Raw genomic sequence first — 24,966 nt, 5'->3', positions numbered from 1 at the left:
CAGTTATTACAACAAAGGTGGGCTCATTGCATTAGCACTCGATTTGATCATCCAGGCCAAAACCGATGGACAAAAATCACTCGATACGGTTCTCCTTCATTTATGGCAACACTATGGCCAAACGGCAACGGGATTGGAAGATGGTGATATTGAACGTCTTTGTAGTCAAGTCAGCGGGGTTGACCTCAGTCATTTCTTTGAGACCGCACTCTATGGAACCGAAGACTTGGATTTTGAATCTTTATTTGAACCTTTTGGTATTCAATTTAGCCTGAGAGCAGCGACTGAGTTAAAGGACCTAGGCGGACAAACGCCCCTCAAAAACAGCCCTCCATCATTAGGAGTAAACTGTCAGACAACCGAAAATCAAACCCTTTTACTAACTCATGTTTGGCAAGCCCAATCAGCTGCCCAGGCGGGGTTAGCTGCGGGAGATGAAATTATTGCACTGGATGGACTCAAAGTGAAAACCCTAGAAGGGTTTGAGAAACAGTTATCTCGCTATCAGCCGGGCGATACGCTTTCTTGTGCCTTCTTTCGACGGGATGAACTGATGCAAACAGACATATTATTACAGCCCCCAGTGAAAGATCGGGTTGTATTGTCTGATCTTGACGCAGCACATAGGAGTTTTTTACCATGGCCAGCAAAATAACATCTGAAGCAATGCAAAGCCGACTTGAGTCATTAGAAATCCAGTCAGCTTATCAGGAAGATATGATTGAGCATCTTAATGAGGCGTTAGGGCAGCAACATTTAGAAATCCAGCAACTCAACAAACAACTGGATCTCGTTTCGTCTATTTTACGGCAATTAAAAAATGAGGCCGGTGCTGACATTAAGCGTCCTTCTGAAGAGGTCCCACCACCACATTATTGACAAACTTTTATTGTTACCTTTTGCGCAACAGTGTTTTTAAGGATGGTGACTTTTCGATCAATATGAATCAGGTTATGCTATCCATTCATTTTGGTTAATGAGATGTTTTAAACATGCTTAAAAATACCCTACAAGGATATGGTTGGATCAGTATCGTTTTGCACTGGTCAATCGCATTGGCACTATTTGGTCTATTTGGTCTAGGTGTTTGGATGGTTGATCTAGGACTTTATGATGCTTGGTATCATAAAGCCCCTGCATTGCATATCAGTATTGGTGTCATCACGGTTAGTCTAATGCTCGTCAGGCTTTTATGGCGCTGGACTAACCCCGTTCCAAAAGCCTTTCCACAACCGGCTTTACTGGAGTGGGTGGCTGCGGCTATGCACCAATTATTTTATGTCTGGGTTGTGGCTTTAGGGGTGAGTGGTTATATGATTTCCACGGCTGAAGGCGATCCTTTGCTTATCTTTGAGGTTTTGGCCATCCCTGCTTTGGATTTGGATATTGACAATCAAGCCGATCTTGCAGGTGAAGTGCATTTCTGGTTAGCCTGGAGTTTAATTGGCTTTGCCCTACTTCATGCATTAGCGGCATTCAAACATCATTTTATTAATCAAGACAAAACCTTAACAAGAATGTTAATCCCGACTCAAAAAAAGGAGCTCAATAATGAATAAATCATTTCTAAAAGTACTGGCTTTAACCGCAACGCTATCGCTGTTTTCGACAACCTCACATGCCGCTGACCAATATCAAATTGATACCAAGGGGATGCATGCATCCATTCAATTTAAAATAAAACACCTTGGCTACAGTTGGTTAAAGGGGCGCTTTGAGAAGTTTTCGGGCGACTTTAGCTACGATGCCACACAAATTAGCAACAGTCAGGTTTCGGTCAATATCGACACAGCCAGTGTCAACTCAAACCATGCTGAAAGAGACAAGCATCTTCGCAGTGATGATTTTTTAGATGTCAAAAAATATCCAACAGCCACTTTTAAAAGTAGTTCAATCACCGAACAAGCTGATGGCAGTCTGAAAATTAAAGGACAATTAACCCTTCATGGCGTAACCAAAGCCATCGAAATTCAAGCCTCTAAAGTGGGCGAAGGTAAAGATCCTTGGGGCGGTTATCGTGCTGGTTTTTCAGGTTCAACCCGTTTAAAACTGGCAGATTACGGCATCACCTATAATTTAGGGCCTGCTTCAACCCATGTTGATTTAAGCTTAGAAATTGAAGGGGTTCGTCAGTAACACTTTGCTCGTTTTTCTCCTAAGCACTGCCGCTCGCAGTGCTTAAACCTATCTTAAGCAGGGCTTTCAGTCGCAGCCAAAATCAGCACAGAATGACCAAGCCTGCTACTCATTTCACCTTAATTAAATGCCAAGCCCCAATAATCGATTCACTTGTGTTTACAGCGATAAGTTCCCGTTGTTAAATCGTTTTTTTCTGAATATAAAAGTCGCATATAGCTGCAATTTAGGGTAAGCTTGCCCCTTTTTTTGGCAGCCCGCCAATAGACAAATTTCAAATGAGATGTATTATTTATGAGTTTTGCAAACCTCGGACTGTGTGCCGAAATTTTAGAAGCCGTCAGTCAACAAGGTTATGAAACCCCTTCCCCTATTCAGGCACAAGCCATCCCCGCTGTTATCGGAGGCCAAGATGTGATGGCTGCAGCGCAAACTGGGACTGGCAAAACTGCGGGGTTTACCCTACCAATTTTACAACGTATTCATCAAGGCCCGCGTGTAAAGCCCAATCAAGCTCGGGTTTTAATTTTAACGCCAACGCGAGAATTAGCGGCGCAAGTCAGCGCCAGTGTTGAAACCTATGGTAAAAATCTATCAACCACTTCGACCGTGGTTTTTGGTGGCGTTAAAATTAACCCACAAATGATGCGACTGCGTAAAGGGGTTGATATTCTGGTGGCCACTCCTGGACGCTTACTCGACTTATATCAGCAAAACGCCATTAAATTTGATCAATTGGAAATCTTAGTTTTAGATGAAGCCGATAGAATGTTGGATATGGGCTTTATTCATGACATAAAACGCATTATTAAAGTTTTACCGAAAGAACGCCAAAACTTATTGTTTTCGGCCACATTTTCGAATGAAATTCGTCAATTGGCTAAAGGATTGGTGAATAATCCAGTTGAAATTTCAGTGAGTCCGCGAAATGCTGCTGCCACGACCGTAACACAATGGATTTGTCCTGTTGATAAGGGACGCAAAGCCGCACTATTGATTCACTTGATTAAAACGCATCAATGGCATCAAGTATTGATTTTTTCAAGAACCAAACATGGTGCCAACCGGCTAACCAAACAGCTAGAAACCAAAGGCATTAAAGCGGCAGCCATTCATGGTAATAAAAGTCAAGGTGCCCGCACTCAAGCTTTAGCGCGCTTTAAAGCGGGAGAAATTCAAGCGTTGGTCGCCACTGATATTGCTGCGAGAGGGATTGATATTGATCAATTGCCACAAGTGGTGAACTTTGATTTACCCAATGTGCCAGAGGATTATGTGCATCGAATTGGCCGAACTGGCCGAGCAGGTGCTGAAGGGCAAGCCGTTTCACTCGTTAGTGCCGATGAGATAAAACAATTATCAGATATTGAAAATCTCATTCAAAAATTATTAACGCGGAAACGCATTGAAGGATTTGAACCAACAACGGACTTACCAGAAACTCGGTTGAATCATAAACCTAAAAAAATGGCGAAACCTAAAAAGCCGAAAAGAAAGCCGATGTCTGCTCAAACAACGGATTCTTCACAAGAAACGCCTCAACCGAAAAGAAGTCGACCTAAAAAGCCTTCAAGAAGTCCTCATTCCGGCTCTCCTAAAACAGGTCATTAATCAAACGCACCATAAAAATGGCCAGGCCTGGCCATTTTTGCTGCTATGATTGCATCATTTTTTGTCTATCCGCTTTTAACTCCGGTAAAAAAGTCGGTTGTGGCGTTGCTAATAAGAAACCTTGTGCATAATCAATGCCCAATTCTTTCACCAAATTTAAGGTTTCTTCATTTTCAATAAACTCAGCAATGGTTTGAATATTAAGAGATTTTGCCATATTGACAGCACTTTCAACAAAGGCAAGATCAATTTTATCTTTGGCCATATTGTTGATAAACTCCCCTTCAATCTTAATGTAATCAACTGGGAAACGTTTTAAATATTGGAACGATGAAAAACCAGAACCAAAATCATCAATAGCAAACCGGAAACCTTCAGAGCGTAACTCAATCACAAATTTCTCTAGTAAGGTCACATTCCCAACGGTTTCACGTTCTGTAATCTCAAAAACAATTCGGCTCGCTGGAATTTGATATTTATTGGTTAGTTTTTGAATTTTAGTGATAAATTCACTCGCGACAATTGCTTTGGGAGATAAGTTGATAAAGAGCATCCCCTCATAACCTGTCTGTTGAATATGCGCTAGTGCTTTGTCGATTAGAATCAAATCCATTTGATTCACAAGTCCCATGTGCTCAGCCGTCTCGATAAAGCGACCTGCACTAATCAGTTCACCATCTTGACGTAAGCGCATTAGCAGTTCATGGACTTCAATTCGACCATCACTGATATTCACAATGGGCTGGAAGTTGGGTTCAATCGGCTCGCCAGTTTCTAATGAGTGCAAAATAAAGACACTTTGATCATTGTGTTCTTTGTAGGCCTGTACCAAATCGCCTTCTTGCGGGTAGGACAACGCATTTTTACCACTGTCTTTGACACGGTAAAGCATATTATCAGCGACCATAAACAGATCTTCTTTATTGTCAGCATGATCAGGATAGATACTGATACCGATAGAGCAGGCGATTGAAACTGTGTCGGCTTTAGGTGAAACCAGTTTTAATGCTTGAGTTGCCTCAATAACGTTTTCAGCCACCTTTATGACGGCCTTTAAATCTTTTTCTGGCAGAATCACGCAAAACTCATCACCACCATAGCGAGCGAAAATATCACCTTCCTCTAGAACGCTCCTAACTTGTAGCGCAAAATTCTGTAAAACTTCATCCCCAAACGCATGGCCATATTGATCATTAATCAATTTAAAATTATCAAAGTCGATCATGAGTAATCCAAATGGATAGTCGTGGGATTTAGCTCTGACGACTTCGTAGCTCAGCATTTCCGTGAAGACGCGTTGGTTGTAAAGATGCGTTAATGGGTCACGAGTTGCATAATACTCTAACTCTTTGGTGAATTTATTAATGGCTTTTATTGAGCCAATTACATTCACTAAGGTAGTTAAGACACTTTCAACGACCACAGAACGCGAGGACTCTTTTGGCGGGAAGGTTTCGACACCAAGTCCTACCACTCCGCCTATCTTGGGTGTCTCAAGTAAAAGACTCTTACTTTGGGTTTTAATGCGGGTTTGGATTTCTAGTGGATCATGAGTGGTAAAGGTGTGATTTACATTAAAAACCGCCCCCTCATCAAAAATAGAATTGTTCGATAACAATCGCTTGGCGTGGCTTTCCATTTCCTTTTGAATTTTCTGGCTCGGCACTCCTAACCAGAAAATTTCAATGACATATTGCTCAACATCATCCGTTCTGAACACGACAAACATGGTATAGAGTGGCAAGATATGATTGATTTCGTTCATGAGGATACAAATGTGTTGTTTCCAGTCTTTAATCAATTCTGATGACAGAACCAATTTATCCAGTAATTGGATTTCAAAGTCGAGAATATCTCGGTCAATGGCAATATGTTTGAGCTTGTCACCGAGCTGATTAAGACTTTTATTGAGGACTTCAAACTCTTGATATTTAAACATCGAATCTTCATAAGTCAATTTAGCGAGATCATCGACTTGGTTAATGGATGAAATATGTTTATCCAGCACATTTATACTATTAACCACACTATTAGAAAAGCGCCTACCGACCCAAGCAGCAAATAATAAAGGAATGGGCAAGAGTACCATCATCAATAAAATAAACTCATTTCTAGCAGTACTGACGGTTTGTGAAATGGGTTGCTGAACACCCATAATCCCCAATACATCGCCGACCTTTGCTTGGGTATGACACTGTAAACAGATAGGCCGTGCGACTAAAGGCTTTAAGGTTTGAATACCATGTGGCGTTTCTACGGTTAAGGAATCTTTTGTAGATAATACTTGGTCGTACAGAGGTTGCATATCTGAATCGATTTCATTAGCGAGTTGACCAAACTGGCCATTTACGATGTCAGACCGATAGAGAGAAAACCGTAAATCATGTTCGTCATAAGTTTGTTCCATTTCCGCCAAAAATCCCAGTAACTCATCACGATTCCAGCCTTTGCTCATGATTTGGTACATATTATTAAAGGACAGCGTGATGAGCGTTTCAGCACTGCGTTCTGTTTGATGGGACAAACTTTCAGTAAAGATTCTTGAGGCTGCAATCATGGTCATAGAAAACACAACTAATGCAGCAATTAAAGCGCCTAGTAACATCGTTTTACTTAAGCTTATTTGCGAGGAATTTTTAGCTTTAGCTTGATTCATAGCGATTTGGCATTCATCCATTTAAATTACTGAATAAGTAGCCTAGCGGCTAATTAAGAGAGATAAGTTTAATAAAATGGCAGTTTAACCAAATTCAACGGTTGAAGATAATTAATAAAACTTATTTCACCATGATAGTAAATTTGATTATCCCAACCAATCAAAAAGTCCATTTTCTAGGGTTATTGCCAGATTGCGGGGGGTTTGAGAAAAGGCGTCTGCTAAGGAAAGCTTAGAGGCGTCAGGGTGGATAGAAAAACATTGCTTAAAGGGAAATTTTGTATCTTGATTTAAATTAAGTTTTCCACATAAAGCAACGGTCGGTACTTGGTTTTCTTGTGCGAGTTGTGCCATACGGAAAGGCAATTTGCCATACTGACTCTGTTCATCAATGGCACCTTCACCCGTAATGACCAAGTCAATTTTGTGTGTTTGAAATAATTGAGGTAATTGCAACGTATCTGACAAAAGATCAAAGCCCGACACCAACCTTGCTCCCAAAATGGCCACAAAACTGGCCGCCATACCACCTGCCGCGCCACCACCAGGCAAAGATCCGATGTCATGCGGGTAATAGGCGCTCAATTGCGTTGCCAAGTTTGTCATACTGGCTTCTAAACTTGCCAAATTATCATTTGTTGCGCCCTTCTGGGGTGCAAACACGCGAGTTGAGCCTTTTTCACCTAGCAGCGGATTGGTGACATCACAAGCAATAATCCATTCAATTTCAGCCAGGCCTGGTTGTTTTTGCTCAATTTTTGCCAGTTCTGACAGACCATTGGCTCCTTTTTCGATAGGGTCGCCTAATGTATTGACACAATTAACGCCCAGTGCCTGTAAAGCACCCATTCCGCCGTCCTGAGTCGCACTACCGCCCAATCCGACAATAATTTTTTTAGCACTCATTTCAATAGCAGCGCTTAATAACTGTCCAGTGCCATAGGTACTCGTTAAAAAAGGGTTTCGTTCATCTGTCGACAGACAAGGTAACCCTGAGGCTTGGGCCATTTCAATGATGGCCGTTTGATTTTCTGGCTGCCAAGCAAAATCGGCCTTTATAGGACGGCCAAGCGGATCTTGAACAATTCGTGTTTGCCTTTCCGCGATACCAGCAATAATGAATGCATCCACAAACCCTTCGCCACCATCAGAAAGCGGTCTTTTAATCACCTCAATGGATGGGTCGCAACGCTCAATGGTTTGTTGTGCCAACTCACAAAAGTCTGCGGCGCTGAGCGAGCCTTTAAACGAATCGGGTGCCAGTAAAATGGTCTGAGTCATACCATATCCTATTAAAATCGCATTAGTCAGTAAAAGGTGCCCATAAGGCTGAAACATGATTTACGGTTTCGGGCATTAACCAGATCGATTGATACGGTTTTAGAACATACTGTTCTTCCAGACTGGAAACCACTCCATTATCGAGTAAATTGACCCAATAACTAAAGCGTTCCATGCCAGCAATTTGACTAAGATCAATCAGTTTGATTTCTGGCGTCAAGTTGTGAATGGCTAGTAGCGGGAATTTTAAGGACTCACTGTCTCGCCAAAGTGCAAAAAAATCCGAGCCTAAATCAACAATTTTTTGAGGGGTGTCTGGATGGAAAGCCTTATGTCTTTTGCGTCTTTGTAAGATATTAATGATACGCTTCAACACTTCCGCATTTGAGGTTCGACCACTTTCAATTAACGCTTGTAAATAGTCGAATTCCCAACGGCGACGGTTAATCGATCTGGTGCGACCCGTTTTTTCAACCCCTTCTCGGTCATTCGGCGCGGCAACCAGACTTTGTATATAAAAAGCTGGTATCCCTTGCAATGTCATCATAATATTTTGAGAGCAAATAAATCGATCAACTTGCCATTGATCAGGCCCATTTGAATGGTATGTTTCTCTAAAAGCACTAAATAATGCAATATTGATTTCATAAGGCGATTCAGTACCATCTTCATTGGTTTTGGTGGTGACAAACCCGCCGAGCCGATGCATACTGGTGATTAAGTCATCAACTTCCCTTTGGGGCAGAATACCTTCTATGGGTCGAACCCCGATTCCATCATGTGAGGCTGTAAAGTTTAAAAAGGTACAACCCGGTGGTGGCGCTTCTAAATGGGTGGCCCAATCTGTTAAATAGCGACCGTCTCCTCGGTGCAATGCATGAAGCACTAAGGGGGCTAAGGCAAATTGATAGACCATTTGCGCTTCATCTTGTTGACCAAAATAGGATAAGTTTTCGAGATGAGGTACATTGGTCTCGGTGAGCAAGATACTGTCAGGTTTGACAACAGCCATCACTTCTCGTAATAACTTAACAATAGCGTGCGTTTCTGGTAAATGAATTGAGGTTGTTCCCAGTTTTTTCCATAGAAAAGCAATCGCATCCAAGCGGACAATGCGAGCTCCCATATGTAAGTACTGCATCAAAATATCAATCATCTTCAGTAATACCTGAGGATTGCTGAAGTTAAGATCAATTTGATCAGCACTAAAGGTTGCCCAAACCATTTTTCGACCTCGATGGGTGTAAGCTGGCACAAGCAACGGCGTATTTCGTGGACGCGTCACATGAGAAATATCTTCCGAGCCTTCCATCTCAATAAAAAATGAATTAAACGGCTCAATATTGGCTTTATAGTCAGTGAACCACAAACTTTCTCTTGAGATATGATTAATGACTAAGTCAAACATTAAGTCATAATCTTCATTGAGTTGGGTAATATTCTCCCAATCGCCAAGGTCTGGATTGACTTGAGTATAATCGATGACTGAAAAACCATCGTCTGAACTATAGGGGAAAAAGGGTAGAACATGGATGGTCGAAATGGCATCTTTAATATGCAAGTTCAAAAACTTATGCAACGTTGTTAAAGGAACCTCCTTGTCCGATAAAAAGGTATCACCATAGGTAATTAATACCGAATCTTCCTGTGACCAACGACTATTTTGATGCGTCGCCGCCCTCTCTATAAAAGGCGCAAGCCGAGCTTCAATTTGTTCAAATGCAAATTGACTCGCTTCTAGGGAGTAACAGTCATTGAGCCTTTGTTTGATCTTGGCTAGGTTCTCATTCATAGCATGGATTTCCTGTTTTTCAAATCAAAGGGAACTTTAAACATGGTTATTGGTTGTCCATCTCAACGGCATCATTGATATTTTCTAGGATATCGGGGCAGGCACTCATGACACGGTTCCAATTAGGCATAAATGGAATTTCGCTGGGGGACTCAACAAAAGCCTTCCCGGCTTCTAAAATATTAGCCGCGAATAATTCAATTACTTCTTCTTCACTGTGTAAATCAAGCTTTAATCCATTCATTTCAGCATCAAACGCATAAGATTCTAGCTGGTCTAAAGCCGTTCGATAGTAACGTGCTCTGATGGTTCTTAAAGTGCTATTGGAAAAAGAATGACCTCGAACGGCCAATTTCCGATAAAGCGACTTTGCAATATCTTGACTCATGCGTGATAAGCCCGTTTGTTTGTTTTCAAAGGAAACATCTTGATGTTTATGGTCATAGACATCCGCAATATCGACTTGGCAAATACGTCTATTTGAATAGTTTTTGAGCACTTCAGATAGGACGCCAATTTCAAGCCCCCAATCTGAAGGGATACGCAACTCCTTCAAGCAATGCACATCAAGTGCAAACTCACCCGCTAATGGGTATCGAAAACTGTCGAGATAACTCAGCAAGTCGTCGTGGCCAACGACCCCTTTTAAAGCACGTAGTAACGGTGTCACCAACAATCGTGAAGCACGTCCATTAAGCTTTCCATCTGCATAACGCGGGTAATAGCCTTTCGAAAATGCAAAGTTAAACGTGGGGTGTGCAACTGGATAGATTAGTCGTGCCAGTAGTCCTCGCTGATAAGTGATAACATCGCAATCATGAAGAGCAACGACTTCTGCTTGATCTGAAGCCAAGACATAACCAAAGCAATTCCAAACATTACTCCCCTTGCCTCTTTCTTTAGGTGCCAGCCCTTTTGTCTTAAGCTCGGTCAGAACCGATTGCATACGAGGTCCATCATTCCAAATAATCCGAGTCTGCTGTGGTAAATCTGCAAAATAGTCTTTGGCATACGCAAATTGTTTAGCATTTGCCTGGTCAAGCCCAATAACAATTTGGTTTAGATACGGAACCTGTTGCAATTCTGTGACGATCTTCTTTAATGCAGGTCTTTCCAATTCGCTAAAAAGAGACGGTAAGATTAATCCTAACGGTTTCTTTTTAGAAAACTGGCATAATTCGCTTTCTAACTCCTCAACTGGTCGATTTGTAATGTTATGAAAAGTGGTGACGGTGCCATTTTGAAAAAAATCACTCATAAAGACGCTCCTAGCGTTGCGATTGACAAGTTAACGGGCTTGGCGAGGCGATAGTCGGAAGTGCCAAGATTTTTTCTATCGCCTCTAACCAACCTTCAGGTGCTGTTTGGGTTATTTTGAAATAGGATGGATAATCAAATATATTAGCGGGGTTATTGGGAATAACAATCGCATAATCCGAATAATCTAACATGTCTCGGTCATTTTCACTATCCCCTAAAGCAACCACGACTTGAGAAGAAGGTACATCGTAAAATTGATTTAATAAGACCTTCATTGCCGTGGCTTTATCGTGATGTCCCATCACATGGTAAAAACGTCCACCCTGTTTTAAGGTCAATTGATGCTCTGCTAATCTGGCTTTAAACTCGGATAAATTTTCATCACTATCTAGCCAAATGATTGGTTCGGAAGCTTCTCGCTCCATTGCCTTTAATGCTTGATTGCTGTGTAATTGCGTATGGTTCATAACATCCGCAAGAGACCAGTCGCTAAAACCTTCGAATTGCCAATCAAACTCAATTCTAATCTGTTCTAAAACGGATCGGATGTGATCATAAGAAACCCCTAGCTGAACCTTTTTAAACGGCTCTTGATTGCTAGAAATGCGCATTACCCCACCATTTTCAGCAATCATGGGTGTATTGAGTTCCAGTTTGTTCTGCCATTCATCGAGTTCGGTTAAGGTCTTACTTGAGTTGAGAATGACGGGAATTTGTAATGACTTTAAGCGATTGAGAATCGGCAATACCGCTTTGTAGTCATAAGTGTGATGGTTTAACAAAGTGCCATCAAGATCGGTAAAAATAATCATCTGAATACACACTACCCCCATTTAATACACTCTTTGAGTGTTGATTCATACCTGAGTCAACTTTGATCACAAGAGCAAACAATAATGATAAAAAGCGATTATAGAGCCAAAGTGTTTTTATTGATTATTTATCAATAAGATAGAAATTAAATAATCAAAATCCAGAATTTCGATGCACTACTTTGTAAGCAAAAATGAATAATATGGGTGCAAAAGCTTATAGCAGTGAAGAAACGACTTTGAGCGCATCTGATGTTTCTTTAACATCATGTACCCGGATAATTTTTGCACCTTTTAAAGAAGCCAGTATGGCCGCTGCAACACTGCCAGTCATTCTATCTTGAATCGGAGCACCACCCAGTAAGTCCCCTATCATGGTTTTTCTGGATACCCCCACTAATACAGGATAAGACAACGCCATAAAATCCTCTAAGTTTTCGAATAATTCAACATTATGTGTGAGTTGTTTACCAAACCCAAAGCCAGGATCAATGATAATATTTTCTGGTAAGACACCTTGTCCAATGCAAAATTCAGCTCTTTGCATTAAAAAGTTTCGTACTTCATCCGTTACCGAGCTTGAATAAGTGGGAGATTGCTGCATGGTCTCAGGATTACCCTGCTTATGCATTAGACAAACAGGGATGGCATGTTGTGCTAATAACTCGGTTGCGCCAGATGATTGGAGTGCATTGATGTCATTAATCATGTCAACACCAGCCTGAATGGATGCAGCCATGACTTCCGTTTTATAAGTATCAACTGAAATAAAGGCATCACTATGGGTTTTAACCAATTCAATCACTGGCAGAACACGATTTAACTCTTCATCCAAGGAAACGGGGGTAGCGCCTGGACGAGTTGACTCCCCACCAATATCAATAATAGCCACACCGGATTCATTCATGATATCCAGTTGATGTAACATGGCTTCCTTTTGATTAAATTGCCCACCGTCTGAAAAAGAATCTGGGGTAACATTGAGAATTCCCATAAGTAAAGGGTGTTTGTCTGGTTGCTGAAGGACTTCGGTTAAACGCATTATCATTTTCTCTTAAAGACAAAAAACACAAAACCCCCATAAATGGGGGCTTTAATTAAACTAAAGAGTGAAACCCATATTAATGGAGTTTTGGTTCACCATTTTCAACAGGCTCATCCGAACTGAGATCCGTTTTAACCGCGTCTGATGCCTGTTCGGGCGCATTTGGCGGAGTTGAATCGTCTTTTTCAGAAGAACGATCCTGCCAATCCTTAGGTTCCCCTGGATCTTCACCAGCCATCAGTTTTTTAATTTGATCCGAATCAATGGTTTCATATTGCAATAACGTGTCAGCCATGGCATGCAATACAGAAAGATGATCCGTTAAGATCTGTTCCGCTCTTTGGTAATTACGATCAATAAATAATCGGATCTCTTCATCAATTTCCTTAGAAATTTCTCCAGAGACATTAGCATTACGAGAAGTGCCCATCAAACTGCCATTGTCTTCCTCTTCATACATCAGCGGTCCAAGTTTTTCCGACAATCCCCACTTCGTAACCATATTTCGGGCAATTTGCGTTGCGCGCATAATGTCATTACTGGCCCCAGTCGTCACCGCTTCTTTTCCAAAAATCATTTCTTCTGCGATTCGTCCACCATAAAGACTGGATAACTGACTTTCCAGTTTACGCTTACTATAGCTATAAGAATCTTCTTCAGGCAAATACATAGTCACACCTAAAGCTCGACCTCGCGGCATAATACTCACTTTATAGACTGGATCATGCTCAGGAACGATATAGCCAACAATCGCATGCCCTGCCTCGTGGTAAGCAGTGAGTTTACGCTCATCTTCACTCATAACCATGCTCTTGCGCTCAACACCCATTAAGATTTTATCTTTGGCTTTTTCAAAGTGCTTTTGTGTCACCACACGATCGTTTTCTCTTGCTGCAAATAATGCCGCTTCATTCACTAAGTTGGCTAAGTCTGCGCCAGAGAAACCGGGGGTACCACGGGCTATCACAGCAGGTTCAACATTTTCCGACATGGGCACTTTTCGCATATGTACCTTTAGAATTTGCTCACGGCCTCTAACATCCGGTAAACCAACAGTGACCTGTCTATCAAAGCGTCCAGGACGTAATAAAGCGGGATCTAAAACATCTGCACGGTTCGTCGCAGCGATAACAATAACGCCCTCATTGCCTTCAAACCCATCCATTTCGACCAACATCTGGTTGAGTGTTTGTTCACGCTCATCGTTTCCGCCGCCCATTCCTGAACCACGACTCCGCCCAACCGCATCAATTTCATCAATAAAGATAATACAAGGTGAATGGGCTTTCGCTTGTTCAAACATATCTCTGACACGAGAAGCACCAACCCCAACAAACATTTCAACGAAATCAGAACCAGAGATACTAAAGAAAGGTACTTTCGCTTCGCCAGCAATCGCTTTGGCTAACAAAGTTTTCCCTGTCCCTGGCGGCCCCACCATTAATACACCACGAGGGATATTCCCGCCTAAGTTCTGGTATTTTTCTGGCGCTCTAAGAAAATCAACGATTTCTCCAACTTCTTCCTTAGCTTCATCAGCTCCGGCAACATCATCCAAAGTCACTTTGACTTGGTCGTCACTGAGCATTCGTGCCTTACTTTTACCAAATGACATAGGACCGCCCTTGCCGCCCATACCACCGCTCATTGAACGCATAAAGAAAATCCAAATGGCAATTAACAGCAACATTGGGAACCAAGAAATGAAAATCTGCATAAGCAAACTTTGTTTTTCTGGTGGATTCGCCACGACTTTAACATTATTGTTTAATAAATCTCCCATTAACCCGGCATCGCCAGGGTTATAGGTGGTAAAGGCTTTACCATCCGTATAGGCACCACGAATGGTTCCACCTTCAATCGCAACTTCACTCACAACACCACTACGGACTTGGTCAATGAAGTCCGAATAGGCGACCTGCGATGAACCGCCCATGAATTTTTGTCCACTAAAATGATTAAAAATGGACAACATCACTGTCGCAACTACGATCCAAATTAAAATGTTTTTTAACATATCATTTTTCATAATCCACCTTTGGAATACGTCTATATCGAGCCTTTTAAGGGCTTTTATATTTAAATTAAGAGTGCTACTTTAACACAAAACCCGTGTTGAATAACCCTTTGAACATTGAGGAGTCCTGACTCATATCACGCCAGATCTCATGATTTCTTTCCTAAAGCCAGCAAATACACCTCTGTACTGCGTGGGCGAGAAGCTTTTGGTTTGCGCACAACAACTTTAGTATAGTCTTGTCGAAGCGTTTTCAAGAGCGCATCATAGCCTTCTCCTTGAAAAACTTTCATCAACAAGGTTCCATTCGGTTTTAAAACTTGTTGTGCCAAGTCCATGCTTAGTTCAACCAGATACATAGATCTAGGCATATCAATGCCTTTATTCCCCGTCATATTTGGCGCCATATCAGACATGACTAAATCAATTTCCCTACCGTCTAAGGCCGTAATCAAGGCATTGTAAACTGAGTCTTCTTGGAAGTCGCCTTGGATAAAAGTCACACCAGCATATGGTTCAACTGGCAAAATATCCAGTGCAAAGACCTGTCCATTCGTGCCAATTTTTTGAGCAGTCCATTGAGACCAGCCGCCCGGTGCTGCACCCAAATCAACGACCGTCATCCCCGGATGAAATAATTTATCCTTCTCATCGATTTCTTGTAGCTTATATATCGCTCGAGAACGCCAGCCTTCTTGCTTGGCTTTATTGACATAATAATCATCAAAATGTTCTTTCAGCCAGCTGTTACTTGATTTACTTTTTGCCATATTCTTTAAATCACTTTGTATTCTTTTAGAACTGTGCTATAAATTAGCGCTTTAATACATAACGCACAATTTTGGAAACACCATGTCAGATAAAAACGCTCTTTCAAATACTCAAAAACGCTTTTTAAAGGGGATTGCTCACGGCTTAAACCCGGTTATTTTAATCGGTGCCAACGGTTTAACTGAGGGTCTTATGAAAGAGCTTGAAAAGTCTTTAGCCCATCACGAATTACTTAAAATCAAAATTGCGTCCGCCGAAAGAGAAGACCGCAAAGAAATTATTGAAACCATTGTAAGCAGCACTCAATCCCAATTGGTGCAATCTATTGGTAAAGTTGTGGTGATTTATCGCCAAGCCAAAGAGCCTTTATTACAACTCCCAAAATAATATCATGATCTAAAGGTTAAAGAAGCGCTAAGCCACGTTGTAAATCCGCTTGAATATCTTTCAAGCTTTCAAGCCCAACCGAAATTCGAATTAAATTATCCGTAATGCCCGCTTTTTGCTTGGCTTCATCTGAAACCCGCGCATGAGTGGTGGTTGCCGGATGAGTAATGCTGGTTTTCACATCCCCTAAATTTGCGGTTATAGATAACATCTGGGTTTGATCAATGACTTTCCAAGCCTCTTCCTGCCCCCCTTTGACTCTAAAAGAGAGTAACCCACCTGCGCCAGTTTGTTGTGATTTTGCCAAGTCAAACTGCGGATGTGAGGCCAGGCCTGGGTAAAAAACCCGCTCCACTGCCGAATGAGACTCTAACCATTCAGCCAGTTGCTGGGCTTGCCGGCAATGTGCATCCATTCGAATCGTTAGGGTTTCTAAACCTTTTAAAAAAACCCAAGCATTAAACGTACTCATCGTCGGCCCAGCCGTTCTTAAAAAGCCTCGGACCGCATCCCCTACAATCGATTCGGGACCAACGACAGCCCCGCCAACCACTCGACCTTGGCCATCCAAAAACTTGGTTGCCGAATGAATGACAATATCTGCACCTAATTGCAATGGTTGTTGCAAAGCAGGTGTACAAAAGCAATTATCTACCACCAGTAAAATCTGATGCTGATGAGCCAAATCAGACAAAGCACGAATATCAGCAATTTCAGTTAAGGGGTTTGAAGGTGTTTCTAAAAAGAAGGCTTTCGTTTTAGGAGTGATGGCGTTTGTCCAACTAGTCAAATTTGTCTGTTCAACAAAAGTCACTTCTACGCCAAACTTCTGTAAGTATTTTTCAAATAAAACTTTGGTGGTTCCAAACACACTTTGTGAAGAAACAATATGGTCCCCCGCTTCTAGCAGCCCCATAAAGGTAGATAAAATGGCCGCCATTCCTGAAGAAGTAGCGACACAACTTTCGCCGCCTTCTAATTGCGCTAAACGCTTTTCAAAGGTTCTAACGGTTGGGTTAGTAAAACGCGAATAGACATTACCCTCTTCCTTGCCGCTGAACCGATCAGCTGCTTGCTGTGCGGAGTGATAACGGAAGCTGGAGGTTGGAAAAATCGCTTCGGAATTCTCTTGTTCTGGCGTTTGATCATAGCCTGACCGAATCGCCAAGGTCGCTAAATCAAAAGAGTCAGTCATCGGAAGCTCCATTATAAATGCCGACAGATTCTTGGCCAACCAATGTCTGTTTCGACTGGGCATCATCATTTCGTGAGACATCAATTGAAGTTAAATATTCGGCGGTAATATCGCCCGTGACATAAACACCACTAAAGCAGGAAGTATCAAATTCGTTAATATTTTTGTTACCCTGACCAACTGCTTCAATTAAGTCATCCAGTTTTTGATAAAACAGACGATCCGCACCAATATAATCGGCAATTTCATCAATTCCACGTCCATTTGCAACTAACTCACTGGCACTAGGCATATCGATGCCATATACATAGGGATAGCGCACTTCAGGTGCTGCTGACGCAAAATAAACCCTTTTGGCACCAGCATCCCGTGCCATCTGCACGATTTCACCAGAGGTGGTTCCACGGACAATTGAATCATCCACCAACAGAATATTTTTACCTTCAAATTCTAAAGGCACTGGGTTGAGTTTTTGGCGAACCGATTTTTTACGGTGTTTCTGCCCCGGCATAATAAAGGTACGACCAATATACCGGTTCTTGATAAACCCTTCACGATAGGGCTTTCCAAGTTTATCAGCCAGCTGTAGCGCTGAAGTACGACTGGTATCAGGAATCGGCATGACCACATCGATATCGTTATCTGGCCAAGCTTCCAAAATCTGTTCAGCTAATTTTTCACCCATTCTTAAACGTGACTTATAAACTGAAATGTCATCAATCATTGAATCAGGGCGTGCAAAATAAACAAATTCAAAAATACAAGGACTGTATTGCGGGCTTTCGGCACATTGCTTAAATTGGATTTCATTATTTCCGGTAATCACCACCGCTTCGCCCGGTGCTAAATCTTTCATAATTTCAAACCCAGCAGCATCCAAAGCGACACTCTCTGAGGCCACCATATAATCAGTACCAAGATCGGTCACTCTTTTGCCAACCACGACCGGACGCAACGCAAACGGATCTCGGAATGCAAACAAACCGATGCTGGGAATAATTCCAACGGCGGCATAGCCGCCTCTGACGCGTTTATGAACCCGCTGAATCGCGTTGAAGATATCCTCAGCATCAATAAACAGCTTCTTTTGTTGCATCAATTCATGGGCAAAAATATTGAGTAACACTTCGGAATCGGAGTTGGTATTTAAGTGACGTAAATCTTGTTGGTAGATTTCTTTACTGAGTTGGTCCGCATTGGTTAAATTACCATTGTGCCCCATTGCGATACCGTAAGGCGAGTTCACATAAAAAGGTTGTGCCTCAGCACTTGATGAAGATCCCGCTGTCGGATAACGAACATGGCCAATCCCGCTATTACCGATTAAATCACGCATGTGGCGTGTTCTAAAAACGTCCTTGACCATGCCATTGTCTTTGCGCTGATAGAGACGTCCATTCGCGCAGGTAACGATACCCGCGGCATCTTGACCACGATGTTGCAAAACCGTTAAAGCATCATAAATTTCTTGATTAACAGGTGAGTTTGATACGATTCCAACAATCCCGCACATGATGAGTTATCTCCGATTAATGTACCCAAACTTGCATAACAGCCATAAGCGCATTGGGTGGGCGCTTAGGTTTTTAAAATCTATACCGTAATAAAAGCGTAGCAATTTTAACGCTTACACGCTTCATCAATTATTTACGTTTTTAAACTGCCCTTTTATCAAAATAGATTCAATCCGTAACAACTGATTTAATCTCGCTTGATCCTTCAGGGCGATTGATTCATCTTGATAAGGTCCTACACGAACGGAATAATACCCATTTTTCGGAAAGAACTTAACGAAGGCATCATAGTCATATTTTAAGCGTTCTTTTAACGCCTCTGCCGTAGCTTTTGTCTTATAAGCCACTAGTTGAATCACCCAATTCACCGTTTGCCCTTCAGCGGGTGTCGCTGACTTTGGCGGTGAATTCTTTGCACGGGTGCTATTTTTAACCGTTTGACTGTCAACATCCTTTGAAGAGGATTTTTCAATCTGTGGCGTATCCGCTTTAGTAACAGGCGCATCACTTTCTTTTGCCGCCTGAATCACGTCCGAAGTAGGTGATTGATCCAATTTTTTTGCAGGTAATGCAAATGGCTTTTCAATGAGAACCGATTGGTTTTTGGGTTCGTTCACCGCTTGATCCGGATCAAAATTAACCGGGTGACTGTACCAAGTGGGCACAATAATCACCATCAACCCCAACCAAAAGAAAGCACCTGTTAAACGGTATTTAACAGAGGTATTTTCATATTGTGATTCTGAATCATCCATTATTCAACGTTGCCAATGTTTGAGAGACGGTTAAAAAAGAGCCCCATGCTAATACCGGCACAGGTGCCACCTGTTTTGCTGTCAAAACGGCCTCTTTTATGGTCGCGCATTTTACAATATTCTGAGCCAAAACGCCTGCTTGTTGCAATGAATCTGTCAAGTGTTGCAAAGATGCACTTCTCGGCTCCAACAGATCAGCAATATACCAGGTATTGATATAGGGTAATAAAGCCCGAATCATCGGCTGAATATCCTTATCTGCTAACGCAGAAAAAACAGCAACCATTGGTTGAGGTTGTGTTTTTAAAAAGTGCGCTAATGCGTTTGCGGCTTGCGGATTATGTGCCACATCCAGCCACCAGGTTTGTTGTTCAATCAACATCTCCTGTAACCGACCAGGATGTTCAGTTTGTTGCAAGCCGGATGCGATGGCAGATTGGGTAACCGGTAATGACGGTTGAAGACTAGAAATAACCGCAACCACTCCTGCTGCATTTTGATATTGAAAGTCCCCTAATAAAGCAGATGGCGGTAAATTTTCGTAGGATGAAAGTTGATTGGTTTCCGCGGTTAAAAATGACCAGGCCTGGTCATTTATTTCAATCCAAAAGTCTTTTTTGAATTGGTTTAACGGAACTTGGTTTGCGAGTGCATACTTGACTAAACTGTTAGGTACTTCTGGGTCAGAGCAAATGCAAGGATGTCCGCTTCGCATAATACCCGCTTTTTCCAATGCAATTTGATTGAGATCACTGCCTAGCCAGTCTTCATGATCCAGACCAATGGCCGTTATTAACGCGATATCTGCATCCAATAAATTGACGGCATCTAAGCGTCCGCCCAACCCCACTTCTAAAATCACCAAATCTAATTTTGATTGGAAAAACAACCATAAGGCCGCCAAAGTTGCATATTCAAAGTAAGTGAGTTTAATACCGTCTCGAAGCGACTCAATGGTTTTAAATGCTTCAACAATTTCGACATCTGTGGCAAGCCGTCCTTGAAGTCGAATGCGTTCATTAAAACGAATAATATGGGGAGAACTATAAACCCCAACCTGATAGCCAGCCGCCTCATAGATCGCTGCCAGCATAGCGACGCTGGATCCCTTTCCATTGGTTCCGGCAACGGTAATCACAGGCATTGGGTAAGGCAATAAGCCCAGTTTTTGGGCCACCACTTGAACCCGTTCAATGCCCAGATCAATTTCGGCATGATGCATTGCCAACAACCAATCTAGCCAATCGACTAAATGTAAAGTATTTGGCATCGCAGTTGAGGTTGACTGACTGTTCACCCGGGTTTAAGCAGGCTTTTTAAGTAACATACGACAAATGGAAGCTAATTCACGACTCAAATGATGGCGGTGAACAATACGATCTATCGCACCATGCTCTAATAAAAACTCACTGCGTTGAAAACCTTCGGGCAGTTTTTCACGCACGGTTTGCTCAATCACTCTCGGCCCAGCAAAACCGATTAGCGCTTTAGGTTCAGCAATATTTAAATCGCCCAACATCGCAAAACTGGCAGAGACGCCGCCCATCGTTGGATCAGTCAACACCGAAATGAATGGTAACTTTTCAGCTCGCAAACGCCCCAATGCCGCACTGGTTTTGGCCATCTGCATGAGTGAAAAAAGCGCTTCCTGCATCCGCGCGCCACCACTGGCTGAAAAGACAATCAAAGGACAACGCAATTCAATCGCTTTATTAACGGCTCTAACAAATTTTTCACCCATGACTGAACCCATGGAACCGCCCATAAACTTGAATTCAAATGCGCCGGCAACGACATCCAACCCCTGAATTTTACCGGTCATAGTGACAAACGAATCTTTTTCCCCAGTAGCCTTTTGAGCTTGAGAAATACGCGTCTTATAGGGTTTAATATCTTTAAATTTTAGTGCATCAACGGGGGTCACATCGGCACTGATTTCACTGCCTGTGCCTTCGTCAAAGAAGGCTTCTAAACGTTGACGTCCTCCCAGTCGCATATGATGGTCACATTTTGGGCAAACTTCCTGATTGCGCGTCACTTCTGAACGATACAAAGTACTTTCACATTTGGGACACTTGGTCCATAATCCTTCAGGAACGTTTTTTTTACGATCCGTTACCTGTTTGATACTGGGTAAAATCTTTTCAAACCAACTCATGTTTTTCTCCAAAGTCGCCGTTTGTTTGAGTACCTAATTAGTTAGGCCTCTGCATCAGCTCGATCGATTGCTTCTCTAAATTCGCGCATTTTATCATTTAAATGCCCTTGTATATCCGATAATTGTGATTTAGCATGCTTTTCAATAATGGAAACCAACGCAGACCCAACAATGACCGCATCGGCTAACTGCGCCATTTGATAGGCGGTTTCACCATCACGAATTCCAAAGCCAATTGCCACTGGCATCGCCACTTTTTGTTTTAAATGAGCGACATGCTGAGCCACATCCGCGACATCAATTTGATTAGAGCCCGTCACCCCTTTTAATGAAACATAATACACAAAGCCACTGCCTTTTTCGGTGACTGCCGTCAAACGGCTGTCGGGTGTGGTAGGCGATACTAAGAAAATTCGATGTAAATCAGATGATTGCAACTGCGCAAAATAGCCTTCCGACTCTTCAGGAGGCATATCCACCGTCAAGACTGCATCTACACCAGCTTGCTCTGCGGATTTTGCAAATTCATCCCCACCCATGGCTTCAATCGGATTTAAATAGCCCATTAGAATAATGGGCGTCTGCAAATCGGTCTTCCGAAATTCGGCGACCATCGCCAGAATTTGCCGTAGATTAACTTCATGCACCAATGCGCGTTCCACAGCTTTTTGGATCACAGGACCATCCGCCATTGGATCAGAAAAGGGCACGCCTAATTCAAGCATATCAGCACCGCACTCAACTAGGCCATGCATTAGTGAAACCGTCATTCCTGGATGAGGGTCTCCTGCGGTAATATAGGGAATTAAAGCTGTTTTGTTAGCCGATTTCAATGCGGCTAAGGTTGTATCAATTCGATTCATGTTAAAATTCAAACCCTTCGATTTTTGCAATGGTATTCATATCCTTATCTCCGCGACCCGATAGATTAACAATAATCGATTGATCAGGTGACAAGGTCGGTGCCAATTTAGTGGCATAGGCCAATGCATGACTACTTTCCAATGCTGGAATAATCCCTTCCATTCGAGTTAAGTCGCGACATCCTTGCATGGCTTCATCATCATTAATGGCAACATAATTAACGCGGCCAATATCTTTTAACCAAGCATGCTCTGGACCAACGCCAGGATAATCTAACCCAGCTGAAATGGAGTGAGTCGGCGTAATCTGGCCATTTTTATCTCCGATTAAATAAGTTCGATTCCCATGAAGCACACCTATCCGACCTTGGCATAAAGGCGCTGCATGTTGACCTGTCTCCAATCCATGACCGGCGGCTTCCACTCCAAAAATCTGAACAGCCTCATCTGGTAAAAAATCATAAAACAGGCCAATCGCATTGGAGCCGCCACCGACACAAGCAATCAAAGCATCAGGGAGTTTCCCTTCTTTTTCAAGATGTTGCAGCTTAGCTTCACGTCCAATAATAGCTTGAAAATCCCTTACCATCGCTGGATAAGGATGGGGACCGGCAACCGTGCCAATAATATAGAAAGTATCATCAACATTGGTCACCCAGTCTCGCATGGCTTCATTAAGAGCATCTTTCAAGGTCCGCGTACCGGATTCCACGGCAACGACTTCAGCCCCCAACATTTTCATTCGAGCGACATTTGGTGCTTGACGAACCACATCTTCAGCCCCCATATAAACCACACATTCCAAGCCTAAACGCGCAGCAACCGTTGCACTGGCAACGCCGTGCTGCCCTGCACCCGTTTCGGCAATAATACGGGTTTTGCCAAGTCGTTTCGCCAATAGCGCTTGACCAATGGTATTATTGATTTTATGCGCACCCGTATGATTTAAGTCTTCTCGTTTTAAGTAAATTTTGGCACCGCCTAAAGACTCGGACCAACGTTTGGCAAAATATAAAGGGCTGGGGCGACCCACATAATCTTGAAAATCTTGAGTCAATTCTGCAAGAAAATCAGCATCATCCTTTAGCTGGTTATACTGTTTATTCAAGGTTTCTAACGCCGACATCAAGGTCTCAGGCGCAAAAATGCCTCCATAGATACCAAAGTGACCGTGAATATCCGGGTATTGCGAATAATCTGTACTCATACTCATCCTATTATTTTAAATCGTTGTAGTAACCTCAATCCTGATGCTATAGTAAATTTGAGCATCATCTGTTTTACTTAAAGGTTTGATTAATAAATGCCGCTATTTTTACAGCCGACTTTTTACCTGGGTGTTGTTCAACACCGCCACTGACATCAACCGCCCAAGGTTGAACCCGATCAATTGCCTGAGCAACATTGTCTGCAGTTAATCCGCCTGCAAGAATAATGGGCAAGGAAATCTCAGTGCGTTTTTCAGGGGTCACCCAGTCCCAATTAAAAACTTCGCCTGTTCCGCCCGCAACCCCTTTTTTGTAGGTATCCAAAAGCAACCCTTGGCTATCCGAAAACTGATGAGCCAAATGGCTCAAATCGGTCTCGGCCTGCATCGCAACAGCTTTAATATAGGGTCGATCAAATTGTTCACAAAAGGCTGCCGACTCCTGTCCATGAAATTGCAACAGGTCAATACCTAAGGTCTCAATGGCCTGTTGCACTGCATCAGAACTGGGGTTTACAAATAACCCTGTCCGAGTAATAAACGGAGGCAAAACACGAAAAATGTCCCAGGCCTGGTCAACTTTGACAGCCCGAGGACTCTTTTCATAAAAAACGAACCCTAATGCATCAGCTCCCAATCGAGCGGCACTTAAACCATCTTCAGTGGAGGTAATACCGCAAATTTTGACACGCGTTCTGTGCATTATAAATCTGATCCTTGCCATAACAAACGATTGAGTGATTGTTGTGGAATCTTAAATTCTGCTGGATAAATGGCATTAACAAAATATAGCCCTGCTGCAGGTGCCGTGACCCCCGCTTGTGTTCGATCGCCTTTCGATAATAAATCAGCTATCCAATCTGCCGATTTCTCCGCTCGGCCAACAACCATTAAGCTGCCAACAATATTGCGTACCATGTGATGTAAAAAAGCATTTGCTTGAATATCGACAAATACAAAATCCTGTTGGCGCGTGACCGAAATAGATTGAACCTGACGTCGCGCATGTGCTGCTTGACAACCTGCAGCTCGGAACGCGGAAAAATCCTGTTCACCGACCAACGCCTGTGCTGCCAAATGCATTTGCTGTTCATTCAGTGGTCGCCCTTCCCATGTAACGCGGTTGGCTAGGATGGCCGAATGAACGGGGCGATTGAAAATCACATAACGATACTGCCGCGCCTGAGCGGAAAACCGAGCATGAAAATCCTCGGCAACGGGTACCGCCCAAGTCACCCGAATATCTTGCGGTAATTGGGTATTAACGCCTTGAACCCAAGCCCGAATAGGCCGTTGCGAGTGACTGCAAAAATGTGCCACTTGGCCAATGGCATGAACACCGGTATCAGTCCGACCCGCACAATGCAAACTGATCGGCTCATTCGCTATATTCGATAATGCCTGTTCCAATTCTTGCTGAACTGAAATGCAATGTTGTTGGAATTGCCAGCCACAATAAGCCGTTCCTTGGTATTCAATACCAATCGCAAATTTTGATGGCATCCG

Annotated in this window: 23 protein-coding genes; 6 read left to right on the top strand and 17 right to left on the bottom strand. The window is 42.7% G+C overall.

Translation table 11 applies throughout. From position 1 onward, the window contains the following. The 5 genes from CYQ88_RS07505 to CYQ88_RS07485 form a co-directional block, all read left to right on the top strand. Window positions 1-655: PDZ domain-containing protein (locus CYQ88_RS07505; protein WP_143483775.1), on the top strand; the 655-nt coding region annotated here is incomplete at its 5' end. Continuing rightward, window positions 640-879 carry a SlyX family protein gene (locus CYQ88_RS07500; RefSeq protein ID WP_101840739.1) on the top strand — a complete coding sequence of 80 codons (240 nt, stop codon included), beginning with the start codon at window positions 640-642 and terminating at the stop codon, window positions 877-879. The genes CYQ88_RS07505 and CYQ88_RS07500, both read left to right, overlap by 16 nt. Before the next feature lie 113 nt (window positions 880-992). Beyond that, window positions 993-1,559 carry a cytochrome b gene (locus tag CYQ88_RS07495; RefSeq protein ID WP_101840738.1) on the top strand — a complete coding sequence of 189 codons (567 nt, stop codon included), beginning with the start codon at window positions 993-995 and terminating at the stop codon, window positions 1,557-1,559. Continuing rightward, a complete protein-coding gene (locus tag CYQ88_RS07490) occupies window positions 1,552-2,136 on the top strand; it encodes a YceI family protein (RefSeq protein ID WP_101840737.1) in 585 nt (194 codons plus the stop codon). Before CYQ88_RS07495 ends, CYQ88_RS07490 begins: the two co-directional genes overlap by 8 nt. A gap of 294 nt (window positions 2,137-2,430) precedes the next feature. Further along, window positions 2,431-3,747 carry a DEAD/DEAH box helicase gene (locus CYQ88_RS07485; protein ID WP_101840736.1) on the top strand — a complete coding sequence of 439 codons (1,317 nt, stop codon included), beginning with the start codon at window positions 2,431-2,433 and terminating at the stop codon, window positions 3,745-3,747. Between the two features lie 43 nt (window positions 3,748-3,790). Here the strand turns inward: CYQ88_RS07485 and CYQ88_RS07480 are convergent, their stop codons facing one another. From CYQ88_RS07480 to rlmE, 8 genes are all read right to left on the bottom strand, one after another. Then, window positions 3,791-6,352 carry a bifunctional diguanylate cyclase/phosphodiesterase gene (locus tag CYQ88_RS07480; RefSeq protein WP_101840742.1) on the bottom strand — a complete coding sequence of 854 codons (2,562 nt, stop codon included), beginning with the start codon at window positions 6,350-6,352 and terminating at the stop codon, window positions 3,791-3,793. A gap of 198 nt (window positions 6,353-6,550) precedes the next feature. Further along, a complete protein-coding gene (locus CYQ88_RS07475) occupies window positions 6,551-7,684 on the bottom strand; it encodes a glycerate kinase (RefSeq protein WP_101840735.1) in 1,134 nt (377 codons plus the stop codon). A 22-nt stretch (window positions 7,685-7,706) separates the two neighbouring features. Then, window positions 7,707-9,476, bottom strand: a complete 1,770-nt coding sequence (locus tag CYQ88_RS07470) for a sugar phosphorylase (RefSeq protein WP_101840734.1) — start codon at window positions 9,474-9,476, stop codon at window positions 7,707-7,709. 46 nt (window positions 9,477-9,522) lie between these two features. Next, the gene (locus CYQ88_RS07465; protein ID WP_101840733.1) at window positions 9,523-10,734 is read right to left on the bottom strand and encodes a glycosyl transferase; all 1,212 of its coding nucleotides are present in this window, start codon (window positions 10,732-10,734) and stop codon (window positions 9,523-9,525) included. A gap of 10 nt (window positions 10,735-10,744) precedes the next feature. Beyond that, window positions 10,745-11,569 (bottom strand): mannosyl-3-phosphoglycerate phosphatase, encoded by an 825-nt coding sequence (locus CYQ88_RS07460; RefSeq protein WP_101840732.1) that lies wholly within the window; start codon window positions 11,567-11,569, stop codon window positions 10,745-10,747. Between the two features lie 196 nt (window positions 11,570-11,765). Next, window positions 11,766-12,590: a dihydropteroate synthase gene (folP, locus tag CYQ88_RS07455; RefSeq protein ID WP_101840731.1), complete on the bottom strand. Its 825-nt coding sequence runs from the start codon at window positions 12,588-12,590 to the stop codon at window positions 11,766-11,768. Between the two features lie 79 nt (window positions 12,591-12,669). Then, a complete protein-coding gene (gene ftsH / locus CYQ88_RS07450; RefSeq protein ID WP_101840730.1) occupies window positions 12,670-14,622 on the bottom strand; it encodes an ATP-dependent zinc metalloprotease FtsH in 1,953 nt (650 codons plus the stop codon). Window positions 14,623-14,759: 137 nt separating this feature from the next. Then, a complete protein-coding gene (rlmE, locus tag CYQ88_RS07445; RefSeq protein WP_101840729.1) occupies window positions 14,760-15,380 on the bottom strand; it encodes a 23S rRNA (uridine(2552)-2'-O)-methyltransferase RlmE in 621 nt (206 codons plus the stop codon). Window positions 15,381-15,462: 82 nt separating this feature from the next. Between rlmE and yhbY the strand changes: the two genes are divergently transcribed. Beyond that, a complete protein-coding gene (gene yhbY / locus CYQ88_RS07440; protein ID WP_101840728.1) occupies window positions 15,463-15,768 on the top strand; it encodes a ribosome assembly RNA-binding protein YhbY in 306 nt (101 codons plus the stop codon). A gap of 16 nt (window positions 15,769-15,784) precedes the next feature. Here yhbY and CYQ88_RS07435 read toward each other — a convergent pair whose 3' ends face one another. The 9 genes from CYQ88_RS07435 to truA form a co-directional block, all read right to left on the bottom strand. Further along, window positions 15,785-16,963 (bottom strand): O-succinylhomoserine sulfhydrylase, encoded by a 1,179-nt coding sequence (locus CYQ88_RS07435; protein WP_101840727.1) that lies wholly within the window; start codon window positions 16,961-16,963, stop codon window positions 15,785-15,787. Further along, the gene (purF, locus tag CYQ88_RS07430) at window positions 16,956-18,476 is read right to left on the bottom strand and encodes an amidophosphoribosyltransferase (protein ID WP_101840726.1); all 1,521 of its coding nucleotides are present in this window, start codon (window positions 18,474-18,476) and stop codon (window positions 16,956-16,958) included. Before purF ends, CYQ88_RS07435 begins: the two co-directional genes overlap by 8 nt. A 126-nt stretch (window positions 18,477-18,602) precedes the next feature. After that, complete coding sequence (locus CYQ88_RS07425; protein WP_101840725.1) at window positions 18,603-19,232, bottom strand: SPOR domain-containing protein; 630 nt, start codon at window positions 19,230-19,232, stop codon at window positions 18,603-18,605. Then, on the bottom strand, window positions 19,225-20,529 hold the full coding sequence (folC, locus tag CYQ88_RS07420; protein WP_233188839.1) for a bifunctional tetrahydrofolate synthase/dihydrofolate synthase: 1,305 nt from the start codon (window positions 20,527-20,529) through the stop codon (window positions 19,225-19,227). Before folC ends, CYQ88_RS07425 begins: the two co-directional genes overlap by 8 nt. 6 nt (window positions 20,530-20,535) lie before the next feature. Beyond that, on the bottom strand, window positions 20,536-21,390 hold the full coding sequence (gene accD / locus CYQ88_RS07415; RefSeq protein WP_101840724.1) for an acetyl-CoA carboxylase, carboxyltransferase subunit beta: 855 nt from the start codon (window positions 21,388-21,390) through the stop codon (window positions 20,536-20,538). A gap of 41 nt (window positions 21,391-21,431) precedes the next feature. Beyond that, a complete protein-coding gene (trpA, locus tag CYQ88_RS07410) occupies window positions 21,432-22,253 on the bottom strand; it encodes a tryptophan synthase subunit alpha (RefSeq protein ID WP_101840723.1) in 822 nt (273 codons plus the stop codon). A 1-nt stretch (window position 22,254) separates the two neighbouring features. Continuing rightward, window positions 22,255-23,460: a tryptophan synthase subunit beta gene (gene trpB / locus CYQ88_RS07405; protein ID WP_369827538.1), complete on the bottom strand. Its 1,206-nt coding sequence runs from the start codon at window positions 23,458-23,460 to the stop codon at window positions 22,255-22,257. A 73-nt stretch (window positions 23,461-23,533) separates the two neighbouring features. After that, on the bottom strand, window positions 23,534-24,163 hold the full coding sequence (locus CYQ88_RS07400) for a phosphoribosylanthranilate isomerase (RefSeq protein WP_101840721.1): 630 nt from the start codon (window positions 24,161-24,163) through the stop codon (window positions 23,534-23,536). After that, entirely contained in the window at window positions 24,163-24,963 is an 801-nt protein-coding gene (gene truA / locus CYQ88_RS07395; protein ID WP_101840720.1) for a tRNA pseudouridine(38-40) synthase TruA, read from the bottom strand. Before truA ends, CYQ88_RS07400 begins: the two co-directional genes overlap by 1 nt. Between the last annotated feature and the right edge of the window lie 3 nt (window positions 24,964-24,966).

Source organism: Hydrogenovibrio sp. SC-1, from assembly GCF_002848135.1.
GTDB lineage: Bacteria > Pseudomonadota > Gammaproteobacteria > Thiomicrospirales > Thiomicrospiraceae > Hydrogenovibrio.
The sequence above is the reverse complement of the archived record's forward strand: the minus strand, read 5'-3'. Positions and strand labels throughout refer to the sequence as shown.

Excerpts from the sequence above, each read along its gene's own strand:
- CYQ88_RS07500 (WP_101840739.1), top strand. The coding sequence starts at position 640 with ATGGCCAGCAAAATAACATCTGAAGCAATGCAAAGCCGACTTGAGTCA.
- CYQ88_RS07495 (WP_101840738.1), top strand. The coding sequence starts at position 993 with ATGCTTAAAAATACCCTACAAGGATATGGTTGGATCAGTATCGTTTTG.
- CYQ88_RS07490 (WP_101840737.1), top strand. The coding sequence starts at position 1,552 with ATGAATAAATCATTTCTAAAAGTACTGGCTTTAACCGCAACGCTATCG.
- CYQ88_RS07485 (WP_101840736.1), top strand. The coding sequence starts at position 2,431 with ATGAGTTTTGCAAACCTCGGACTGTGTGCCGAAATTTTAGAAGCCGTC.
- CYQ88_RS07480 (WP_101840742.1), bottom strand. The coding sequence starts at position 6,352 with ATGTTACTAGGCGCTTTAATTGCTGCATTAGTTGTGTTTTCTATGACC.
- CYQ88_RS07475 (WP_101840735.1), bottom strand. The coding sequence starts at position 7,684 with ATGACTCAGACCATTTTACTGGCACCCGATTCGTTTAAAGGCTCGCTC.
- CYQ88_RS07470 (WP_101840734.1), bottom strand. The coding sequence starts at position 9,476 with ATGAATGAGAACCTAGCCAAGATCAAACAAAGGCTCAATGACTGTTAC.
- CYQ88_RS07465 (WP_101840733.1), bottom strand. The coding sequence starts at position 10,734 with ATGAGTGATTTTTTTCAAAATGGCACCGTCACCACTTTTCATAACATT.
- CYQ88_RS07460 (WP_101840732.1), bottom strand. The coding sequence starts at position 11,569 with ATGGGGGTAGTGTGTATTCAGATGATTATTTTTACCGATCTTGATGGC.
- folP (WP_101840731.1), bottom strand. The coding sequence starts at position 12,590 with ATGCGTTTAACCGAAGTCCTTCAGCAACCAGACAAACACCCTTTACTT.
- ftsH (WP_101840730.1), bottom strand. The coding sequence starts at position 14,622 with ATGAAAAATGATATGTTAAAAAACATTTTAATTTGGATCGTAGTTGCG.
- rlmE (WP_101840729.1), bottom strand. The coding sequence starts at position 15,380 with ATGGCAAAAAGTAAATCAAGTAACAGCTGGCTGAAAGAACATTTTGAT.
- yhbY (WP_101840728.1), top strand. The coding sequence starts at position 15,463 with ATGTCAGATAAAAACGCTCTTTCAAATACTCAAAAACGCTTTTTAAAG.
- CYQ88_RS07435 (WP_101840727.1), bottom strand. The coding sequence starts at position 16,963 with ATGACTGACTCTTTTGATTTAGCGACCTTGGCGATTCGGTCAGGCTAT.
- purF (WP_101840726.1), bottom strand. The coding sequence starts at position 18,476 with ATGTGCGGGATTGTTGGAATCGTATCAAACTCACCTGTTAATCAAGAA.
- CYQ88_RS07425 (WP_101840725.1), bottom strand. The coding sequence starts at position 19,232 with ATGGATGATTCAGAATCACAATATGAAAATACCTCTGTTAAATACCGT.
- accD (WP_101840724.1), bottom strand. The coding sequence starts at position 21,390 with ATGAGTTGGTTTGAAAAGATTTTACCCAGTATCAAACAGGTAACGGAT.
- trpA (WP_101840723.1), bottom strand. The coding sequence starts at position 22,253 with ATGAATCGAATTGATACAACCTTAGCCGCATTGAAATCGGCTAACAAA.
- trpB (WP_369827538.1), bottom strand. The coding sequence starts at position 23,460 with ATGAGTACAGATTATTCGCAATACCCGGATATTCACGGTCACTTTGGT.
- CYQ88_RS07400 (WP_101840721.1), bottom strand. The coding sequence starts at position 24,163 with ATGCACAGAACGCGTGTCAAAATTTGCGGTATTACCTCCACTGAAGAT.
- truA (WP_101840720.1), bottom strand. The coding sequence starts at position 24,963 with ATGCCATCAAAATTTGCGATTGGTATTGAATACCAAGGAACGGCTTAT.